Annotated in this window: 21 protein-coding genes; 4 read left to right on the forward strand and 17 right to left on the reverse strand. The window is 57.1% G+C overall.

Annotation, left to right across the window (positions count from 1 at the left end):
- Nucleotides 1-49: 49 nt before the first annotated feature.
- The gene (gene purU, locus NMK_RS07140) at nt 50-904 is read right to left on the reverse strand and encodes a formyltetrahydrofolate deformylase (RefSeq protein ID WP_109015103.1); all 855 of its coding nucleotides are present in this window, start codon (nt 902-904) and stop codon (nt 50-52) included.
- 124 nt (nt 905-1,028) lie between these two features.
- Here purU and NMK_RS07145 point away from each other — a divergent pair, with 124 nt between their 5' ends.
- Genes NMK_RS07145 through NMK_RS07160 form a run of 4 tightly spaced genes read left to right on the forward strand, consistent with a single transcriptional unit; the run spans nt 1,029 to nt 3,958 of the window.
- A complete protein-coding gene (locus tag NMK_RS07145) occupies nt 1,029-1,502 on the forward strand; it encodes a GyrI-like domain-containing protein (RefSeq protein WP_181376194.1) in 474 nt (157 codons plus the stop codon).
- Complete coding sequence (locus NMK_RS07150; protein ID WP_109015105.1) at nt 1,499-2,410, forward strand: CobD/CbiB family protein; 912 nt, start codon at nt 1,499-1,501, stop codon at nt 2,408-2,410. Before NMK_RS07145 ends, NMK_RS07150 begins: the two co-directional genes overlap by 4 nt.
- A gap of 10 nt (nt 2,411-2,420) precedes the next feature.
- Nucleotides 2,421-3,344, forward strand: coding sequence for a 4-hydroxy-3-methylbut-2-enyl diphosphate reductase (ispH, locus tag NMK_RS07155; protein WP_109015192.1), 924 nt, complete (start codon nt 2,421-2,423; stop codon nt 3,342-3,344).
- A complete protein-coding gene (locus NMK_RS07160) occupies nt 3,341-3,958 on the forward strand; it encodes a flavin prenyltransferase UbiX (RefSeq protein WP_109015106.1) in 618 nt (205 codons plus the stop codon). The genes ispH and NMK_RS07160 overlap by 4 nt, the downstream gene beginning before the upstream one ends.
- Nucleotides 3,959-3,987: 29 nt before the next feature.
- Here NMK_RS07160 and NMK_RS07165 read toward each other — a convergent pair whose 3' ends face one another.
- The 16 genes from NMK_RS07165 to NMK_RS07240 form a co-directional block, all read right to left on the reverse strand.
- On the reverse strand, nt 3,988-4,371 hold the full coding sequence (locus tag NMK_RS07165) for a DoxX family protein (RefSeq protein WP_109015107.1): 384 nt from the start codon (nt 4,369-4,371) through the stop codon (nt 3,988-3,990).
- Between the two features lie 62 nt (nt 4,372-4,433).
- The gene (gene queC, locus NMK_RS07170) at nt 4,434-5,102 is read right to left on the reverse strand and encodes a 7-cyano-7-deazaguanine synthase QueC (RefSeq protein ID WP_109015108.1); all 669 of its coding nucleotides are present in this window, start codon (nt 5,100-5,102) and stop codon (nt 4,434-4,436) included.
- Nucleotides 5,099-5,737 (reverse strand): 7-carboxy-7-deazaguanine synthase QueE, encoded by a 639-nt coding sequence (gene queE / locus NMK_RS07175; RefSeq protein WP_109015109.1) that lies wholly within the window; start codon nt 5,735-5,737, stop codon nt 5,099-5,101. Before queE ends, queC begins: the two co-directional genes overlap by 4 nt.
- A 1-nt stretch (nt 5,738) precedes the next feature.
- Complete coding sequence (gene ybgF, locus NMK_RS07180) at nt 5,739-6,626, reverse strand: tol-pal system protein YbgF (RefSeq protein WP_109015110.1); 888 nt, start codon at nt 6,624-6,626, stop codon at nt 5,739-5,741.
- 9 nt (nt 6,627-6,635) lie between these two features.
- Nucleotides 6,636-7,196, reverse strand: coding sequence for a peptidoglycan-associated lipoprotein Pal (gene pal / locus NMK_RS07185; protein WP_109015111.1), 561 nt, complete (start codon nt 7,194-7,196; stop codon nt 6,636-6,638).
- A 33-nt stretch (nt 7,197-7,229) separates the two neighbouring features.
- Entirely contained in the window at nt 7,230-8,492 is a 1,263-nt protein-coding gene (gene tolB / locus NMK_RS07190) for a Tol-Pal system beta propeller repeat protein TolB (protein ID WP_109015112.1), read from the reverse strand.
- Between the two features lie 20 nt (nt 8,493-8,512).
- Nucleotides 8,513-9,340, reverse strand: coding sequence for a cell envelope integrity protein TolA (tolA, locus tag NMK_RS07195; RefSeq protein WP_109015113.1), 828 nt, complete (start codon nt 9,338-9,340; stop codon nt 8,513-8,515).
- The gene (locus NMK_RS07200) at nt 9,340-9,711 is read right to left on the reverse strand and encodes a biopolymer transporter ExbD (protein WP_370848491.1); all 372 of its coding nucleotides are present in this window, start codon (nt 9,709-9,711) and stop codon (nt 9,340-9,342) included. The genes tolA and NMK_RS07200 overlap by 1 nt, the downstream gene beginning before the upstream one ends.
- 32 nt (nt 9,712-9,743) lie before the next feature.
- A complete protein-coding gene (gene tolQ / locus NMK_RS07205) occupies nt 9,744-10,412 on the reverse strand; it encodes a protein TolQ (RefSeq protein ID WP_109015194.1) in 669 nt (222 codons plus the stop codon).
- An 8-nt stretch (nt 10,413-10,420) separates the two neighbouring features.
- Nucleotides 10,421-10,828, reverse strand: coding sequence for a tol-pal system-associated acyl-CoA thioesterase (gene ybgC, locus NMK_RS07210; RefSeq protein ID WP_109015114.1), 408 nt, complete (start codon nt 10,826-10,828; stop codon nt 10,421-10,423).
- Nucleotides 10,821-11,861: a Holliday junction branch migration DNA helicase RuvB gene (ruvB, locus tag NMK_RS07215; RefSeq protein ID WP_109015115.1), complete on the reverse strand. Its 1,041-nt coding sequence runs from the start codon at nt 11,859-11,861 to the stop codon at nt 10,821-10,823. Before ruvB ends, ybgC begins: the two co-directional genes overlap by 8 nt.
- A complete protein-coding gene (locus NMK_RS07220; protein ID WP_109015116.1) occupies nt 11,858-12,913 on the reverse strand; it encodes an AI-2E family transporter in 1,056 nt (351 codons plus the stop codon). The genes ruvB and NMK_RS07220 overlap by 4 nt, the downstream gene beginning before the upstream one ends.
- A gap of 4 nt (nt 12,914-12,917) precedes the next feature.
- Nucleotides 12,918-13,502 carry a Holliday junction branch migration protein RuvA gene (gene ruvA, locus NMK_RS07225; RefSeq protein ID WP_109015117.1) on the reverse strand — a complete coding sequence of 195 codons (585 nt, stop codon included), beginning with the start codon at nt 13,500-13,502 and terminating at the stop codon, nt 12,918-12,920.
- Nucleotides 13,499-14,446 carry a prenyltransferase gene (locus tag NMK_RS07230; protein ID WP_109015118.1) on the reverse strand — a complete coding sequence of 316 codons (948 nt, stop codon included), beginning with the start codon at nt 14,444-14,446 and terminating at the stop codon, nt 13,499-13,501. Before NMK_RS07230 ends, ruvA begins: the two co-directional genes overlap by 4 nt.
- Nucleotides 14,443-14,985, reverse strand: coding sequence for a crossover junction endodeoxyribonuclease RuvC (gene ruvC / locus NMK_RS07235; RefSeq protein ID WP_109015119.1), 543 nt, complete (start codon nt 14,983-14,985; stop codon nt 14,443-14,445). Before ruvC ends, NMK_RS07230 begins: the two co-directional genes overlap by 4 nt.
- A gap of 3 nt (nt 14,986-14,988) precedes the next feature.
- On the reverse strand, nt 14,989-15,714 hold the full coding sequence (locus NMK_RS07240; protein WP_109015120.1) for a YebC/PmpR family DNA-binding transcriptional regulator: 726 nt from the start codon (nt 15,712-15,714) through the stop codon (nt 14,989-14,991).

The following is a 15,714-nucleotide window of genomic DNA, read 5'->3' on the forward strand; positions in this document are numbered from 1 at the left end:
ATTCTCGCCTTTTTTATTTAATTACCGGGGTCGATTATCGACTCGACAATTAGTCGAAAATGACTGTCTTGTTGGAGTAGAGGAGAATCCGGTTCTCCACATGCCAACGCACCGCGCGCGAGAGCACCACTTTTTCCAGGTCGCGACCTTTCTGAATCAGGTCTTCCAATTGGTCGCGGTGCGAGACGCGCACGATGTCCTGCTCGATGATCGGTCCTTCGTCCAGCACCTCTGTAACGTAATGGCTGGTGGCGCCGATCAGCTTTACCCCGCGTTCGAAAGCACGATGGTATGGCCGTGCACCGACAAATGCCGGCAAGAACGAATGATGGATGTTGATGACGCGCTGCGGGTAGCGTTTTACGAATTCCGGCGATAGCACCTGCATATAGCGCGCAAGTACGATCAAGTCGATCTTGTGTTCATCGAGCAGCGCGAACTGTCTGGACTCGGCCTCGGCCTTGTTTTCCTTGGTGACCTCAACTACTTCGAACGGAATGCCGTAAAAGTCAGCGATCCGTTGCGTATCGGGATGGTTGCTGATGATCAGCGGAATATCGCAGGCGAGTTCGCCGCTTTGATGGCGATACAGCAGATCGACCAAGCAGTGATCGTATTTGGACACAAAAATGGCGAGACGCGGCTTTTGGCCGGAAAGCTTGAGCTGCCATTGCATCTGGAACTGCTGGGCAATGGGTGTGAATTCGCGCTCGAATTCCTCCGGCTGTAGGCCGAATCCTTCCAAGTCCCATTCCACGCGCATTAGAAACAGGTTTTCCGCCGCATCCTGATGCTGATCGGCGTGCAGGATATTGGCGTTATGGCGATAGAGGAAATCGGCAATCGCCGCGACCAGACCTTTGCGGTCAGGGCAATTGATCAGCAGGGTGGCAGTTTTTTTCATTCGGCCGCGTCCGTATCTCTTTGAAAAGCCGACTATTATATCCGTTTCATTCAAAGCACCGCCAGATTGTGCTATCTTCATGGCGATGAATAAGCAATGGCCATACTTTTTACTCGCATTCGTCTTGCCGCTTCTAGTCGTTTTCTGGTGGTGGGGCGCATTTTCAACTCCCGAAATCAAGGTCGAACAACGCAATGCCATGCGTTACGCCTATCTTGTCTCTGAGGGCGATTACAGCAAGGCCGAGGACAAGCAGCGCGAAGTTGCCGATTTACTCAAGCAGCAGAAAATCACCGCTGGGCAAGCTATCACGTTGATCGAGGACGATCCTCGCAAGACACCTTCGACTCAGCGCCATGCACGCGCCGGTATCGTCATCGATGCAAACGCACAGCCTGCAGCGCCGCTGCTGGTCGGTGATTTACCCCAGCGCCAGGCGGTTGTCGTCAGTGCCCGCGGCCATCCTTTCATCGTCTACGGCAAGGCTTACGGCGCATTGCTCAGCTATCTCGATATGCATGGATTGGCGTTGGAGTTGCCTGTTGCAGAAACGGCGCACGAAAATACGCTCACCATTGAAATGGCGCTAAGAAGATGAGTTTTCTGGTTCTTCTCGGGGCACTGCTGCTGACTTACTATCGCCCGTTGCCGGTCAAGTTTGCGGCCGGTCACTGGCATCGCGATTTTTCGCGCTTGATGGAACGCAACCTCAACGACGGCCATGCACGCCACGGCTTTATTGCCTGGGTGTTGTCGGCACTCTTGCCCACGCTGCTGATCGCGGTAGCTTATTACCTGTTATGGCACTTTGCGGTGCCGTTGGCGACGCTTTACGGTGTGGTTGTACTCTATTTGGTTTTGGATTTTCGTGGCTTCAGCGCTCCGGCAGAGGCCATTGCGAAAGCGCTACGCGACAACCATATCCAGGATGCGCGGGAGCGGCTCGAACTCTGGAGCGGTCAATCCGCAGAGGCTTACGGTGCTGGTGAGATATCTCGTGTCGCCATCGAGACAACCCTGATGCGTTCCCACTACAGTCTATACGCCCCTATTTTCTGGTTCATGCTATTGGGGCCGGCAGGGGCGGTGTTGTACCGTCTTTCGCAGTCCGTAGACGCGGTGTGGGGCGGGCAGGATGAACCGTTCAATCGCGTGCCACGCACCATTTTTTATTGGCTGGATTGGCTTCCCGTCAGGTTCACCGCGGTTTGCTTTGCAGTTGTCGGCGATTTCGAGGACGCTTTGTATTGCTGGCGCACCCAGGCAGCTGCCTGGAAAAACGAAGCTGTGGGCATCATGCTTGCAAGCGGTGCCGGAGCGCTAGGTGTTAGGATCGGCGAGCCTTTGCCGTTCAAAGGCATTTTGGAATACCGCCCCGAGATGGGGCTGGGCGATGTCGCAGATGCCGACTATCTGATGAGCACGGTCGGTTTAATTTGGCGTGCGCTGGTATTGATGCTGGCGTTGATGTTGCTGCTGACGTTTGCCAATTGGTTAGGAAATTAGTGTGAAATCTATGCAGGTTGTTTTGGCTAATCCCCGCGGCTTTTGTGCCGGTGTCGATCGTGCCATCGTTATTGTCGAGCAAGCGTTGGAGCGCTTTGGCGCACCCATTTATGTGCGTCATGAAGTGGTGCACAACAAATTCGTCGTGGACGAACTCAAGCGCAAGGGCGCTATTTTCGTCGAGGAACTGGATGAAGTGCCCCCGGGCAATACCGTCATTTTCAGTGCGCATGGTGTTTCAGTGGCGGTGCGTGAAGAAGCAGAAGCCCGCGGCCTCAAGGTATTCGATGCGACTTGTCCGCTTGTGACCAAGGTTCACATGGAAGTTGCCAAGATGCGCGCGCAGGGCCGAGAAATCATCATGATCGGCCACAAGGGACATCCCGAGGTCGAAGGCACCATGGGGCAAAGCGAAGGCGGCATGTATCTGGTCGAGACGCCGGAAGACGTAGCGCAACTGGCCGTGAAAGACCCCGCCAAGCTGGCATACGTCACGCAAACAACCTTGTCGATGGACGATGCAGCAAAGGTGGTCGAGGCCTTGAAGCAGCGCTTCCCAGAAATCGCGGCCCCGAAGAGCGACGACATCTGCTATGCCACTCAAAATCGTCAGGATGCGGTGAAGTCGCTCTCGGCGCAGTGCGATCTCGTCGTGGTTGTCGGGTCGCCGAATAGCTCCAATTCCAACCGCTTGCGCGAAGTAGCGCGTAACCAGGGCATTGAAGCTTACATGGTCGACAACGCGAGCCAGCTGGATCCTGCCTGGGTGGTCGGAAAAACGCGAGTTGGCGTGACGGCTGGTGCTTCTGCCCCTGAAGTGCTGGTGCAAGAAGTCGTGGCCCGGCTACGCGAACTAGGTGCCGCACAAGTCGACGAATTGGAAGGCATCGTCGAGCGCGTCGTGTTCCCACTTCCTAAAAATCTGGCGGCATGAAGAAGACCATTACATTGGCATTGACCGGGGCTTCTGGCCTTGGCTACGCCATGCGATTGATGGAATCTTTGTTGGCCGACGGCCACACCGTCTTTCTCGTTTATTCCCAAGCTGCACAGTTCGTCGCCATGCAGGAACTCGATATGGCGTTGCCGGCACGTACCGCTGAAACACGCACGATGCTGCTGGAGCGCTTCAAATGCCGACCTGAGCAGCTCCACGTTTTTGCGCGGGAAGATTGGATGGCGCCGATTGCTTCGGGGACTGGTGCTGCGGATGCGATGGTGGTGTGCCCCTGTACGATGGGCGCGTTGTCAGCGATTGCCAACGGTTCGAGCGAGAATTTAATCGAACGGGCGGCTGACGTGATGATCAAGGAAGGTCGCAAGTTGATTCTGGTGCCGCGCGAGACGCCGTTCTCGCCGATTCACCTTGAAAACATGCTGAAACTATCCAGGATCGGCGTCACCATGTTGGCTGCCAATCCCGGGTTCTATCATCGGCCGTCCACCGTGCAGGACGTTATCGATTTTATTGTCGCCAAGATTCTCGATCAGCTTGGCATCGAGCACGACCTCATGGCCAAGTGGGGAGATGTGAAACTGGCGGATTAATACTGGTTGATTAAGCCGCCAGTTGAAGGTCAGTTTTTCTTCTTGAGGTTGTCCAGGCTGCAAGGGCCGGGACCATAAGCCACCATCGCCAGCATGCCGCCGGCAATCGCAAGGTTTTGCAGGAGCAAACCATCACCGCGGTGCAGCAGGAACGCAATGAATACGCTGTAAAGCGCCAGCACCCAAGCGGCCATGCGGGTCTTCCAACCGAGCAGCAAAGCAGCGCCAGCGCCGACTTCGATAATGATCATCAGCGGTGCTAGGATGGGGGGCAAACCCATGCTGCCAAGATGCGCCAGGAATTGATTGTAGAAGTCCGGATTCTGGGCACTGAAAATAACCTTGTTAATCCCAACGACCAAAAAGATTTGCGCCAAAAGAACACGGGCTGCAACGGCAACGACTTTATCCATTTGAAATCCTCTTAAAAAATCCCCGGCAATAATGCCTGCAAGCCTGGGCGGCTGCAAGCGATTCAAATCATTCGAGTGGGGTCTGCTAGGCCAGCGGCTACAAAGCCCTCATGGCGCAACCGGCAGGAGTCGCATTGGCCGCAAGCATGGCCTTCGGCGTCGGCCTGATAGCAGGAAACCGTCAAGCTGTAATCAACACCTAAGGCTGTGCCTTGGCGAATGATTTCAGCCTTGCTCAGGTCGATGAGCGGAGTGTGAATTTCGACGGTATCGCCTTCCACGCCAGCTTTGGTGGCAAGGTTGGCCATGCGTTGGAATGCCTCGATGTATTCCTTGCGGCAATCGGGGTAGCCGGAATAGTCGACAGCGTTGACGCCGATGAAGATGTCGCGTGACCCCAGGACTTCAGCCCAGGCCAGCGCCAGGGAGAGCATGATGGTGTTTCGGGCCGGGACATAGGTGACGGGGATGCCTTCGGTTGGGCTTTGCGGTACCGCGATAGAGGTATCGGTCAATGCCGATCCACCGAACGCCGACAAGTCGAGCTGGAATACACGATGTTCGGCAGCACCCAGCGCTGCGGCCACACGGCGAGAAGCATCCAGCTCAGCCACATGGCGTTGATGATAGTCGAAGCTCAGGCAATAGCACTCGTAGCCTTGGCTCCGAGCGATGGCTAGTACAGTGGCGGAATCCAGCCCGCCGGAAAGCAGCACGACGGCTTTTTTCATCGCCCTGGCTCCTCGCCCCAAAGAATCTTGTGCAACTGCACCTGGAAGCGAACGGGCAATTTGTCCGCTAACCCCCACTCCGCCAAGTCGCGCGCAGAAATTTCACCATAGACGGGAGAGAAGAGGACCGGGCACCGTTCCGCCAGCTGCCGTTCTTGCAACACCTGTCTGGCCCATTCGTAATCTTCGCGATTGCAGATGACGAACTTGATCTCGTCCTTGGGCTTGATGTGGTCGAGATTGGTCCAGAGGTTCTTGGATACTTCCCCGGAACCTGGCGTTTTGATATCGAGAATAACGGAAACACGCGGATCGACACCGGAAATATCCAGGCTACCGCCGGTTTCGATCGAGACGTTATACCCTGCATCGCAAAGCTGCTTCAGCAATGGTAGGCAATCTTTTTGCGCCAGCGGTTCGCCGCCGGTCACAGTCACATAATGAGCCCCAGTCGCGGCGACTTTATCCAGAATTTCAGCGAGTTCCATGGTGGAACCGCCCTGAAAGGCGTAGGCAGTATCGCAATAACCGCAGCGCAGGGGGCAGCCTGTGAGCCGCACGAATGCGGTCGGCAGCCCCATGCGGGAGGTTTCTCCCTGCAAGGAGAAAAAGATTTCGTGGATGCGGAGCGACAAACTAGTTCTTCGACCTGAGTGAATCGAGTGCTGCCAAGCGCTTTTTCGCGAGAGGTGCGGCATCGCTCACTGGATACTTGGCGATCAAGGATTTCAGCGTTTGGCGGGCGCCGTCGATATCGGAAAGCTGAATCTGGCTGTTGGCGATGTTGTACATCGCATCCGGTGCTTTTTGATGATCCGGATAGCGCTGGATCAGCTTCTCTTGGGCTGCAATCGCACCCTTGTAATTTTTTTGCGAGAAATACGCATACCCCAACCAGTATTGTGCGCTGGGGGCAAACTTGCTATCAGGGTAAGCGGCAATGAACTTGTCGAATGCATCGGCTGATTGGGCGTATTTACCTGCCTTGAACAAAGCATGAGCCGCTTCATAATCCTTCAGTTCAGCGCCGGTATCGGGTGCAGGTTGTGCTGGGCTGGGATTGGCATTCTGGGGAGCAGTCGCTGCAGCTGTATCAGCAGGGCCGGGAGGCGTTGCCGAAGTCGGCGCTGCTGGCGCAGGTCCACTTTCAAGTTTGCGCAGGCGTCCGTCGAGGTCGGCATACAGGTCGCGCTGGCGCTTTTGCGTCACCTCGACGTCATGAGACATGACTTCGAGCTGACCTTTGATCTTTCCGAGCTCGGCATTGAGATTGTTGATCTGGTTGAGCAGATCGATCATGCCTTGACTGCGGAGTTGGGTTTCAACAGCTGAAACACGGCCTTCGACGGCCTGACGCTGCTTCAGTTCGTCGTCTAACTTGGCTTGAAGCTGGGTTTGAAGTTGCGTGACTTGCTGTTGCAGGTCGGCAATCTTTTTGCGCGCTTCATCGTCGCTGAAAAAAGCCGCATGGGCAGCGTTGAAGCTGCCCATGAGCAGACAAAAAATCAGAACTGATTTTTTCATCAGGCGATATTACTCTTCGCCGGAGTAGATCACGTCGACGCGGCGGTTCTCAGCCCAGCAGGCTTCGGTCTTGTCGGAGCAACGGGGCTTTTCTTCGCCGTAGCTGACGGTTTCGATCTGCTTGTCGTTTACGCCCAGGACGTTCATGGCCTTCTTCACAGCGACGGAACGGCGCTGACCCAGGGCCAGGTTGTACTCGCGGCTGCCGCGATCGTCGGCGTTGCCTTGCAGGGCTACCTTGGCATCGGGGTGAGCCACCAGGTACTTGGCATGGGCTTCGACCAACGGACGGAACTCGGCCTTCACTTCATCCTTGTCGAAGTCGAAGTAGATGCTGCGCTTGGACAGGATGTTGTTGGGGTCCTTGAGCGGATTCAAGGAAACGTTCTGGTCATTGGCAGCAGACGTTTGGGCGGTGGAGGTTTGAGGCTGGGCGGCTTCAGGAGCCTTGGCCGTGACGGCAGGGCTCTTTTCTTCCACGGCGGCCTTGGGCTCTTCCTTCACTTGCTTGCTGGAACATGCTACCAGAAGTGCTGCTAGGAGCACGCTTCCGATCAGTTGCTTATTCATCTTTTTCTCCTTCAAGAGGTCAATTAACAAAAATCAATTAGCTGCCGGGCCCCAGGAGGGCTCACGGACATCTCCCATTTCACTGAGGCGCTGCTTCACACGGCCGTCAGCGGAAGTCACCGACAAAATGCCGCGGTTGCCGACGCTGGTGGCGTAAATAATCATTCTGCTGTTGGGGGCGAAGCTCGGAGATTCATCTTGCGTAGAATCCGAGATGACTTGCGATTGACCGCTAGCCAATTCGCGAACTGCCACTTGGAACTTGCCACTGTCGCGCCGGATGTAAGTCAGCCATTTGCCGTCGGGCGAAACATGAGGGCTCACATTATAGCTGCCTTCGAAGGTGACGCGTTGCGCATCGCCGCCCAAGGGTGAGATTTTGTAAATCTGCGGGCTGCCGCCGCGGTCCGAGGTGAAATAAATCCACTTGCCGTCCGGAGACCAATCCGGCTCGGTATCGATGGCCGAGCCGGACGAGAGCGGCTGCATGCCGGTGCCATCGGCATTGATCAGGCTCAGGCGCGAGTTGCCGCCATGGGTCAGCACGATGGCAAGACGTTTGCCATCAGGAGACCATGCCGGCGCGCTGTTGTTGCCCTTGAAATTCGCCAGTACGTAACGCTGACCGGAAGTCAGGGATTGCACGAAGATGACCGGCTTTTTCTTCTCGAACGAGACGTAGGCCAGCTTGGTGCCATCCGGAGACCAGGCCGGGGAAATAATCGGCTCGGTGCTTGAGAGTACGGTTTGCGGGCTGCCACCGTCGGCATCGGCCACTACCAGGCTGTAATGCTTGCCGGTTTTGTTCACGTAAGTGATCCGGGTGGAGAACACGCCGGGTTCGCCGGTCAGTTTTTCATAAATGATGTCGGCGATCTTGTGGGCGGTTTTGCGCAGCTGTGTGGGCGCAACATCGAATTCCATGCCTGCGAGCTGACTTTGTTTCAATACATCGAGCAGGCGGAACGTTACTTTCACATGGCCCCCACTGGAAGGCTCGACTTTGCCGATGGTCAGGGCTTGCGCTTGCAAGGCTGACCATTCCGGGTACTTTACTTCCGAAAGTTCATGCGGCTGAGTAGCAACTCCGCGAGTTTCCAGCAAACGGAAAAAACCACTGCGACGGAGGTCGTTGGCCACGATGGTTGAAACGCTTTCCGGAGAAACCCCGGGCGGCTGGTTGAAAGGGACCACCGCAATGGGAATTTGCTGGGCCGCACCGCCGACGATTTCGATATCAAGGGCATGCGAAATCGCGGGAAACAGGAAGAGGAATACCAGAAGTAGACGTGTCATAGGCGGGATTATAAAACAAGCTATTGGTCGTCGTTTGGACGGAATTTCAGTGTTAAGTCACGAAAATGCGCAAAAAGTTCCGGTTGAGGCGGTAATGGCAATGGTTGCGCCTGCAAAATCGCGCGCTCCACGGCTTGGTCGCAGGCTGGAATACCGCTCGATTTAACGAGCTTGGGATCACCGCTCAATTCCCCTGTCGGCATCAAGTGAACATTGAACGAAAGCGTTGGCTTGCCGGGGCCGCAAAGCTGCTTGTTCACATAACTCCGGATTTTGGCAATGATTTTGCCTTCGTATTCGTTACTTACCCCACTTAACGCTGCCTGAGCCTGGGCGGCACGCTTGGCGTCTGCCGCTGCTTTGGCATCGGCAACGGCTTTGTCGGCCTCGCGATCGACAGGCTTGTCGTCCTTGAGGAGGTCTTCCTGTAGTTTGCGCAGAGCTTCCTTGCGTTTCTTTTCATCCTCGCGCTTTTTTTCCTCTTCCTTGGCCTTGAGGTCCACTTCCGGTTTTTTCGGTTCCACCTTGGGCGGTTTCTTTACCTCGGGCGCAGGAGGCTTGGCCTTGAGTTGAATCTCGGCCTTGGGCTCTGGGGGCTCAGGCTTGGGTTCCGGCTTTGGCGGTGGTGGAGGCGGGGGTGGCTCGGGTTTGGGTTCTGGCTTGGGCTCGGGTTTTGGTACATGCGGCTGTGGCAGGGTGTCCCATAACTCCACTTGAGCGACTTCCTGGCCGGGAGAAATGTGTTTCCAGCTGAAAGAAAACACCATTACCGCAAAAAACAGTGCATGCACCAGTACGGCCAGGACGCCGGCGGGCCATGCGAGCGAATTTTCCCTACGGCGCAGCATCAGGAAGCAGGCTTGAGCAGCAGCCCGACCTTGTCGATCTTGTGTTGTTTGAGCATGTCCATGACTTTGATGACATCTTCATAACGTGCGTTTTTATCGCCCGAAATGACTACAGCCTGACCCGGATGCTTTTCCATGCTCTCTTGAACGACCGGGATCAGGTCATTGAGTTGTAATTTCTTTTCTTCAATTTGAATGGTTTTGTCTTGAAGAACGCTAATAACCAAGGGCGCAGCGGGTTGCTTTAGTGATTGCCCTACCTGAGGTAGTTCGACCACGCCCGGATTCGTCATTGGCGCCGTCACCATGAAGATGACCAGCAACACCAGCATCACGTCGATATAAGGCACGACGTTGATCTGGTTCATCATGCGGCGGCGCGGACGGTTGGAGCGAGCCACGATCAACCCTTTCGCTGCAGGATGTTGGTGAACTCTTCCATGAAGCTCTCGTAGCGTACGGCGATCCGGTCTACGTTCGCTGCGAAACGATTATAGGCAATCACCGCAGGAATGGCTGCGAACAGGCCGATAGCCGTGGCAATTAGCGCTTCCGCGATGCCGGGGGCTACGTGAGCCAAGGTGGCCTGGGCGACATTCGCCAAACCGCGGAAGGCGTTCATGATGCCCCACACGGTGCCGAACAAGCCGATGTACGGGCTTACCGAACCAACCGAGGCGAGGAAAGGCAAATGCGCGTCGAGGTCGTCCATCTCGCGATTGTAGGCCGCCTTCATGGCGCGTCGCGCGCTTTCGGTCAGGTTGCTGACGTCCGTCATGCCTTGCTTCTTGAGTCGGGCGTATTCCTTGAACCCGGCTTCGAAGATGCTCGCCATGCCTTGTACCGTGCGGCGGCCGGCAGTGATGCTGTCGTACAACTTGGTGAGGTCGCCGCCGGTCCAGAAGGCGCGTTCGAACTCGACGGCTTCGCGCTCGGCACGGCTCAGCGTGAAGACTTTAAGGAAGATGTACCACCAAGAGACCAGCGAGCCGAGCAGCAGAATGCCCATGACGGCCTGTACCGGCACGCTGGCGCCAGTGATCAGGGTGATGACGGAAAGGTCTTGCTCCATGATTGCGTTCACGATTGTTGGCTTTCAAATTGTTGTCGCATCGATTCCGGGATCGGCACCGGTCTGAACGAAGTGGCAGAAACAGAGGCCACTTCGACGGTGGCTGCGGTCAGTATCTCATCGCCGAGTTGCAGTTTCTGCTCGAAAACAATGCGGCAGCGACCAAGCTGGGATATTTGAGTCACGACGTCGAGCAATTGATTGAAACGTGCGGGCAGGAGGTATTTTATCTGAATGCTGCGTACCACGAACAAGACATCATTCTCATCACGGAGTTCCACTTGATCGTAGCCCAGGCTGCGCAGCCACTCTGTGCGGGCCCGCTCAAAGAATTTCAGATAGTTGGAATGGTAGACGACGCCGCCGCCGTCGGTATCTTCGTAGTAAATGCGTACCGGCCAGACGAATTTATTCATCCCACAGTCCAGGAGTGCCATTGTTGGTTTTCGGTTGCGGCAGGCCGAAATGCTGGTAGGCCACGTTGGTCGCTACACGGCCGCGCGGGGTGCGCATCATGTAGCCTTGCTGGATGAGGTAGGGTTCGAGCACGTCTTCGATGGTGTCCCGTTCTTCGCCGATGGCGGCCGCCAGGCTTTCTACGCCCACCGGCCCGCCGCCGAATTTCTCCACGATGGCCAGGAGTAGTTTTCTATCCATCACGTCCAGGCCCAGTCGGTCTACGTCCAGCATCAACAAGGCCGCGTCGGCGACGGCAGAGCTCACCGTGCCGTTGGCTTTGACCTGAGCATAGTCCCGGACCCGACGCAGCAAGCGGTTGGCGATACGCGGCGTGCCGCGCGAACGACGGGCGATTTCCAAGGCGCCGTCTTCCGCCAGCGGCACGTCCAGCAGCCCGGCGGAACGGTTGACGATACGCGCCAGTTCTTCCGGCGTATAAAACTCGAGACGCGCCACGATGCCGAAGCGGTCGCGCAGCGGATTGGTTAGCATGCCGGCACGAGTGGTCGCACCGACTAGGGTGAAGGGCGGCAGATCGAGCCGCACTGAGCGCGCAGCAGGGCCTTCGCCGATCATAATGTCGAGGCGATAGTCCTCCATCGCCGGATAGAGGATTTCTTCAACCACCGGGCTGAGACGGTGAATTTCGTCGATGAACAGCACGTCGTGCGGTTCGAGATTGGTCAGGAGTGCTGCCAGGTCGCCGGCGCGTTCCAGTACGGGGCCTGAAGTCTGGCGCAGGTTGACGCCCATTTCCTTGGCGATGATGTGTGCCAGTGTCGTCTTGCCCAAGCCGGGCGGTCCGAACAGCAGGACGTGATCCAGCGGCTCGCTGCGGCCGCGAGCAGCGTGGATGAAGATTTCCAGCTGACCGCGTGCTTTTTCCTGCCCGATGTATTCGTCGAGCACCTTGGGGCGAAGCGCGCGTTCTTGCGCTTCTTCTTCGCGGCCTATCGGTTCGGAGGCGATGAGACGATCGGTTTCGATCATGGTGTGTTTCCGGTATTCATGTGATGTTGCGAGACCCAATGCTGCATCAGGGCCAGTCCGAGTACCAACAGCGTCGGCCCGAGGAAAATGCCGACAAAACCGAAAGCCACCGCGCCGCCTAATACGCCGGGAACGATGAGCAGCATCGGCAGGTTGGAGGAGCGGCTGATGAGAATCGGGCGGATAAGATTATCGACACTGCTGATGACAAGCAAGCCGTATAAAGCCAGAAAAATCGCCCAGCCTTGATCGCCCTGATTGAACAACCAAAGTGCCGCGCCACCCCAGATCAAAGGAGGGCCTATCGCAGTGACGGATAGGAAGAAGGTGGCAGCAGCCAGCAGGAAAGGCGCAGGGCTGCCGGAAATCGCAAAACCTAAATACGCCACCACGGCTTGCGCGACGGCGGTGCCGAACACGCCCAGCATCACGGCCTTGATGGTGCTTTCCGCGATCTCCAGCATTTCCAGCCCAAGCCCTCCCGCAATTTTGTGGATCACCAGCTTGAGCCCCTTCGCCAGCAGTGGTCCGTCGCGATAGATGAAGAACGCGACAAACAGCACCATGACGAGTTGCATGATGCCGTTGCCCATCAATTGCACCAGGTGCAGTCCCAGCTTGCGCATGGGTTCGTAAAACCGGCCCAAGAGTTTGGTCAGTTCCTGCTGGCTGCTGGTGATGCGTTGCCACAGGTCGTTGAGTTGGTCGCCGATCAGCGGCAGGTCGCGCAGCCATTTGGGTAGAGCGGGTTGCGGATGTTCGAGCGTTGAACGTAACTGTTCAAGCACGAGGCTTGTGGAATCGGCCATGTTGGCAGCGATATAGGCCATCGGCAGCATCAGCGCGATGAGCAACAGCAGGGTCATTGCCAATGCAGACCAGGTATTGCGTTGGCCAAGGTGCTGCCAAAGCTTGCGGTAATACGGCCAGGTGCAGGTGCAGATAATGACGGCGAAGAGGATGGCCGCCATGAAGGGCAGCAGCACGGCCAGGCAGCCCGCGATCAGCAGGGCGACCAGACCGATACGTGCAAGCTGGCGCGTCTCTGCCATGCGATCAGGTCTTGGACAGCGCCTTGAGGGCCTGTCGAATGCCGTCCGACACGGAAAGGCCGTTCGGTAGTTGTTTTACGGCTGCCAGCGACTCACGCTCGTTGTAGCCCAGCGCCAGTAGGGCGTTCAGAACATCGTTGATACCTGAGCCTCCGCCGCCAGTAACGGGTTGTGCCGAGGCCGATTCGAAACCTAGTTTGTCTTTCAGCTCGAGCAGCAGGCGTTCAGCCGTTTTTTTGCCGATCCCCGGGATTTTTACCAACAGCGCCGGTTCTTGCAGGGCGATGGCCTGGGCGAGGTCGTCCACCGATAGCCCGCTCAGAATACCCAACGCCGATTTTGCGCCGATGCCGTTGACCTTGAGCAATTGCCTGAAAGTCTGGCGTTCACGGTCGGTGGCGAAGCCGTAGAGCAGTTGGGCATCTTCCCGCACGACGAACTGAGTATGCAGCACCACGCGCTCGCCGGTTTGCGGCAAGTTGTAGAAGGTGCTCATCGGCACTTCGACTTCATAGCCGATGCCGTGCACGTCGATGAGAATTTGCGGGGGATTTTTTTCGAGCAATACGCCCGTGAGGCGTCCGATCATGAGCGGCTCCAGAGAAGTAAGCCTGCCATCAGGATACCATGCGACAACATTGCTATCAGCGTGAGTCGAATGGCTGGCAGCAAGGCGGCAGGGGTGCCCGCGTGGCGGGCCAGGATGACGGCAGCGCGGAAAGAAAACAGCAAGGGCAGGGCAGAGAGTAGTGCGACGGCCGGCAGCGTTCCCGCTGCATTCATGGCGACAATCGCGACTAACGCCAGCCCGGCGATAATGGGATAAATCTTTGCTGCCAAGGGCAGCGGCAATCGCACCACCCAGTGATGCTTGCCTGCGGCTGCATCGGCTTTGCGGTCGGGAAATTGGTTGATGAACAGCAAATTGGTGGCGAGCAAGGCGTAGGGCAGCCCGACCAGGAATGGCGTGAGTGAGAAAGTCTGGCGCTGCACATAATCTGCGCCGATAACGACACCGAGAAATCCGGACAATACACAAAATTCGCCCAGTCCTCGGCTATTCAACTTGAGCGGTGTGGCCGAATAGGCCCAGCCGATGAATAGGCCAACCATGCCGATCCACAGTAATCCTGTACCAACCTCAAGTACCAACCAGCATCCGCCGAGGATGGCAAGGCTCAGTAGCAGATAGCCGTAAATGGCGGTCTGGGCGCGGCTCAATACACCATTTTGAATAAATCGACTGCCTCCGGTGAACGGGAACAGCCGTTCTGTATTCGCTTCGTCGGTGCCGTTGAGCGCGTCGTAATAGTCGTTGAGGACGTTGACGGCAGCGTGGACCAGCAGGGCGAGCAGTAGGGTGATGACGGCGAGTCCGAGGTGCGGTTGTACGTTGTCGTGCCTGGCTGAAGCCAGGCCAAGCAGCACTGCGGTCAACGAGGCGGAAAGAAACGCGGGCCGAGTGGCGGCGAAATAACGCAGCAGCGGGTTATGAAATAACGACGGAGTGGGTTCAACGACGGCTGAGCTCATATCAAGCGGCCGCCCCGCACGCGAAATCCTGCTGTGGCCAGTCGCCCAAGACCTTGCCCGCCGTGGGCGTGGCAAATGGCACAGGCCAGGGCGTCCGCCGAGTCCGGCTTGGGTGTTCCCGGCAGCTTGAGCAGGCGCTTGACCATCTCCTGCACCTGTTCCTTGGCGGCGTGGCCGTTGCCGACGACCGATTGCTTGACCTGCAAAGCCGTGTATTCGGCCACGGGAAGATCGCGCAGGACGGCGGCCGAAATGGCGGCGCCGCGGGCCTGGCCCAGCAATAGGGTGGATTGGGGATTGACGTTGACGAAGACTTTTTCGATGGCGACCTGCTCGGGAGTGTAGGTCTGGATGACTTCGTTGAGGCCGGCGAGAATGACCTTGATGCGGGCGGGTAGCTCGCCTTCGCCGGATTTGATGGTGCCGCTGGCGATGTAGGCCAGCTTTTCGCCTTGTTTTTCGATGACACCGAACCCCGTCAGGCGCAAGCCAGGATCGATGCCCAGAATGCGCGTGACGGTGAGTGGCGACGTTGCGATGGTTTAGTCCTCGATAACGGCCGAGGTATAGACTTCCTGTACGTCGTCGAGGTCGTCCAGCGCGTCCAGCAGCTTCTGCATACGCACGCCGTCATCGCCGGCGAGTACGGTTTCGGTGGAGGCCTTCATGGTGACTTCTGCCATTTCGGCCTTGAGGCCGGCGGTTTCGAGCGCCGTCTTGACGGCTTCGAAGTCGTTGGGGGCAGTGATCACTTCGATACTGCCGTCGTCATTGGTGATGATGTCTTCGGCGCCAGCTTCCAGCGCCACTTCCATCACCTGGTCTTCGCTGGTGCCGGGTGCGAACAGCAAGGTGCCGCAGTGCTTGAACAGGAAAGCGACCGAACCGTCGGTGCCGAGGTTCCCGCCGTATTTGCTGAAAGCGTGTCGAACGTCGGCCACGGTGCGGGTCTTGTTGTCGGTCATGCAGTCGACCATGACGGCGGCACCGGCAATACCGTAGCCTTCGTAGCGCAGTTCTTCGTAGTTGACGCCTTCCAGCGTGCCGGAGCCGCGCTTGACCGCATTTTCGATGTTGTCCTTGGGCATCGACTCGGCTTTTGCCTTGTCGATGGCCATGCGCAGGCGTGGGTTGGTGCCGGGGTCGCCGCCGCCCATGCGGGCCGCAACGGTAATTTCCTTGATTAGGCGGGTGAAGATTTTTCCGCGTTTGGCATCCTGACGGCCTTTACGGTGTTGAATATTGGCCCATTTGGAATGTCCTGCCAT

The organism is Novimethylophilus kurashikiensis (genome assembly GCF_003112435.1).
Classification (GTDB): Bacteria; Pseudomonadota; Gammaproteobacteria; order Burkholderiales; family Methylophilaceae; genus Novimethylophilus; species Novimethylophilus kurashikiensis.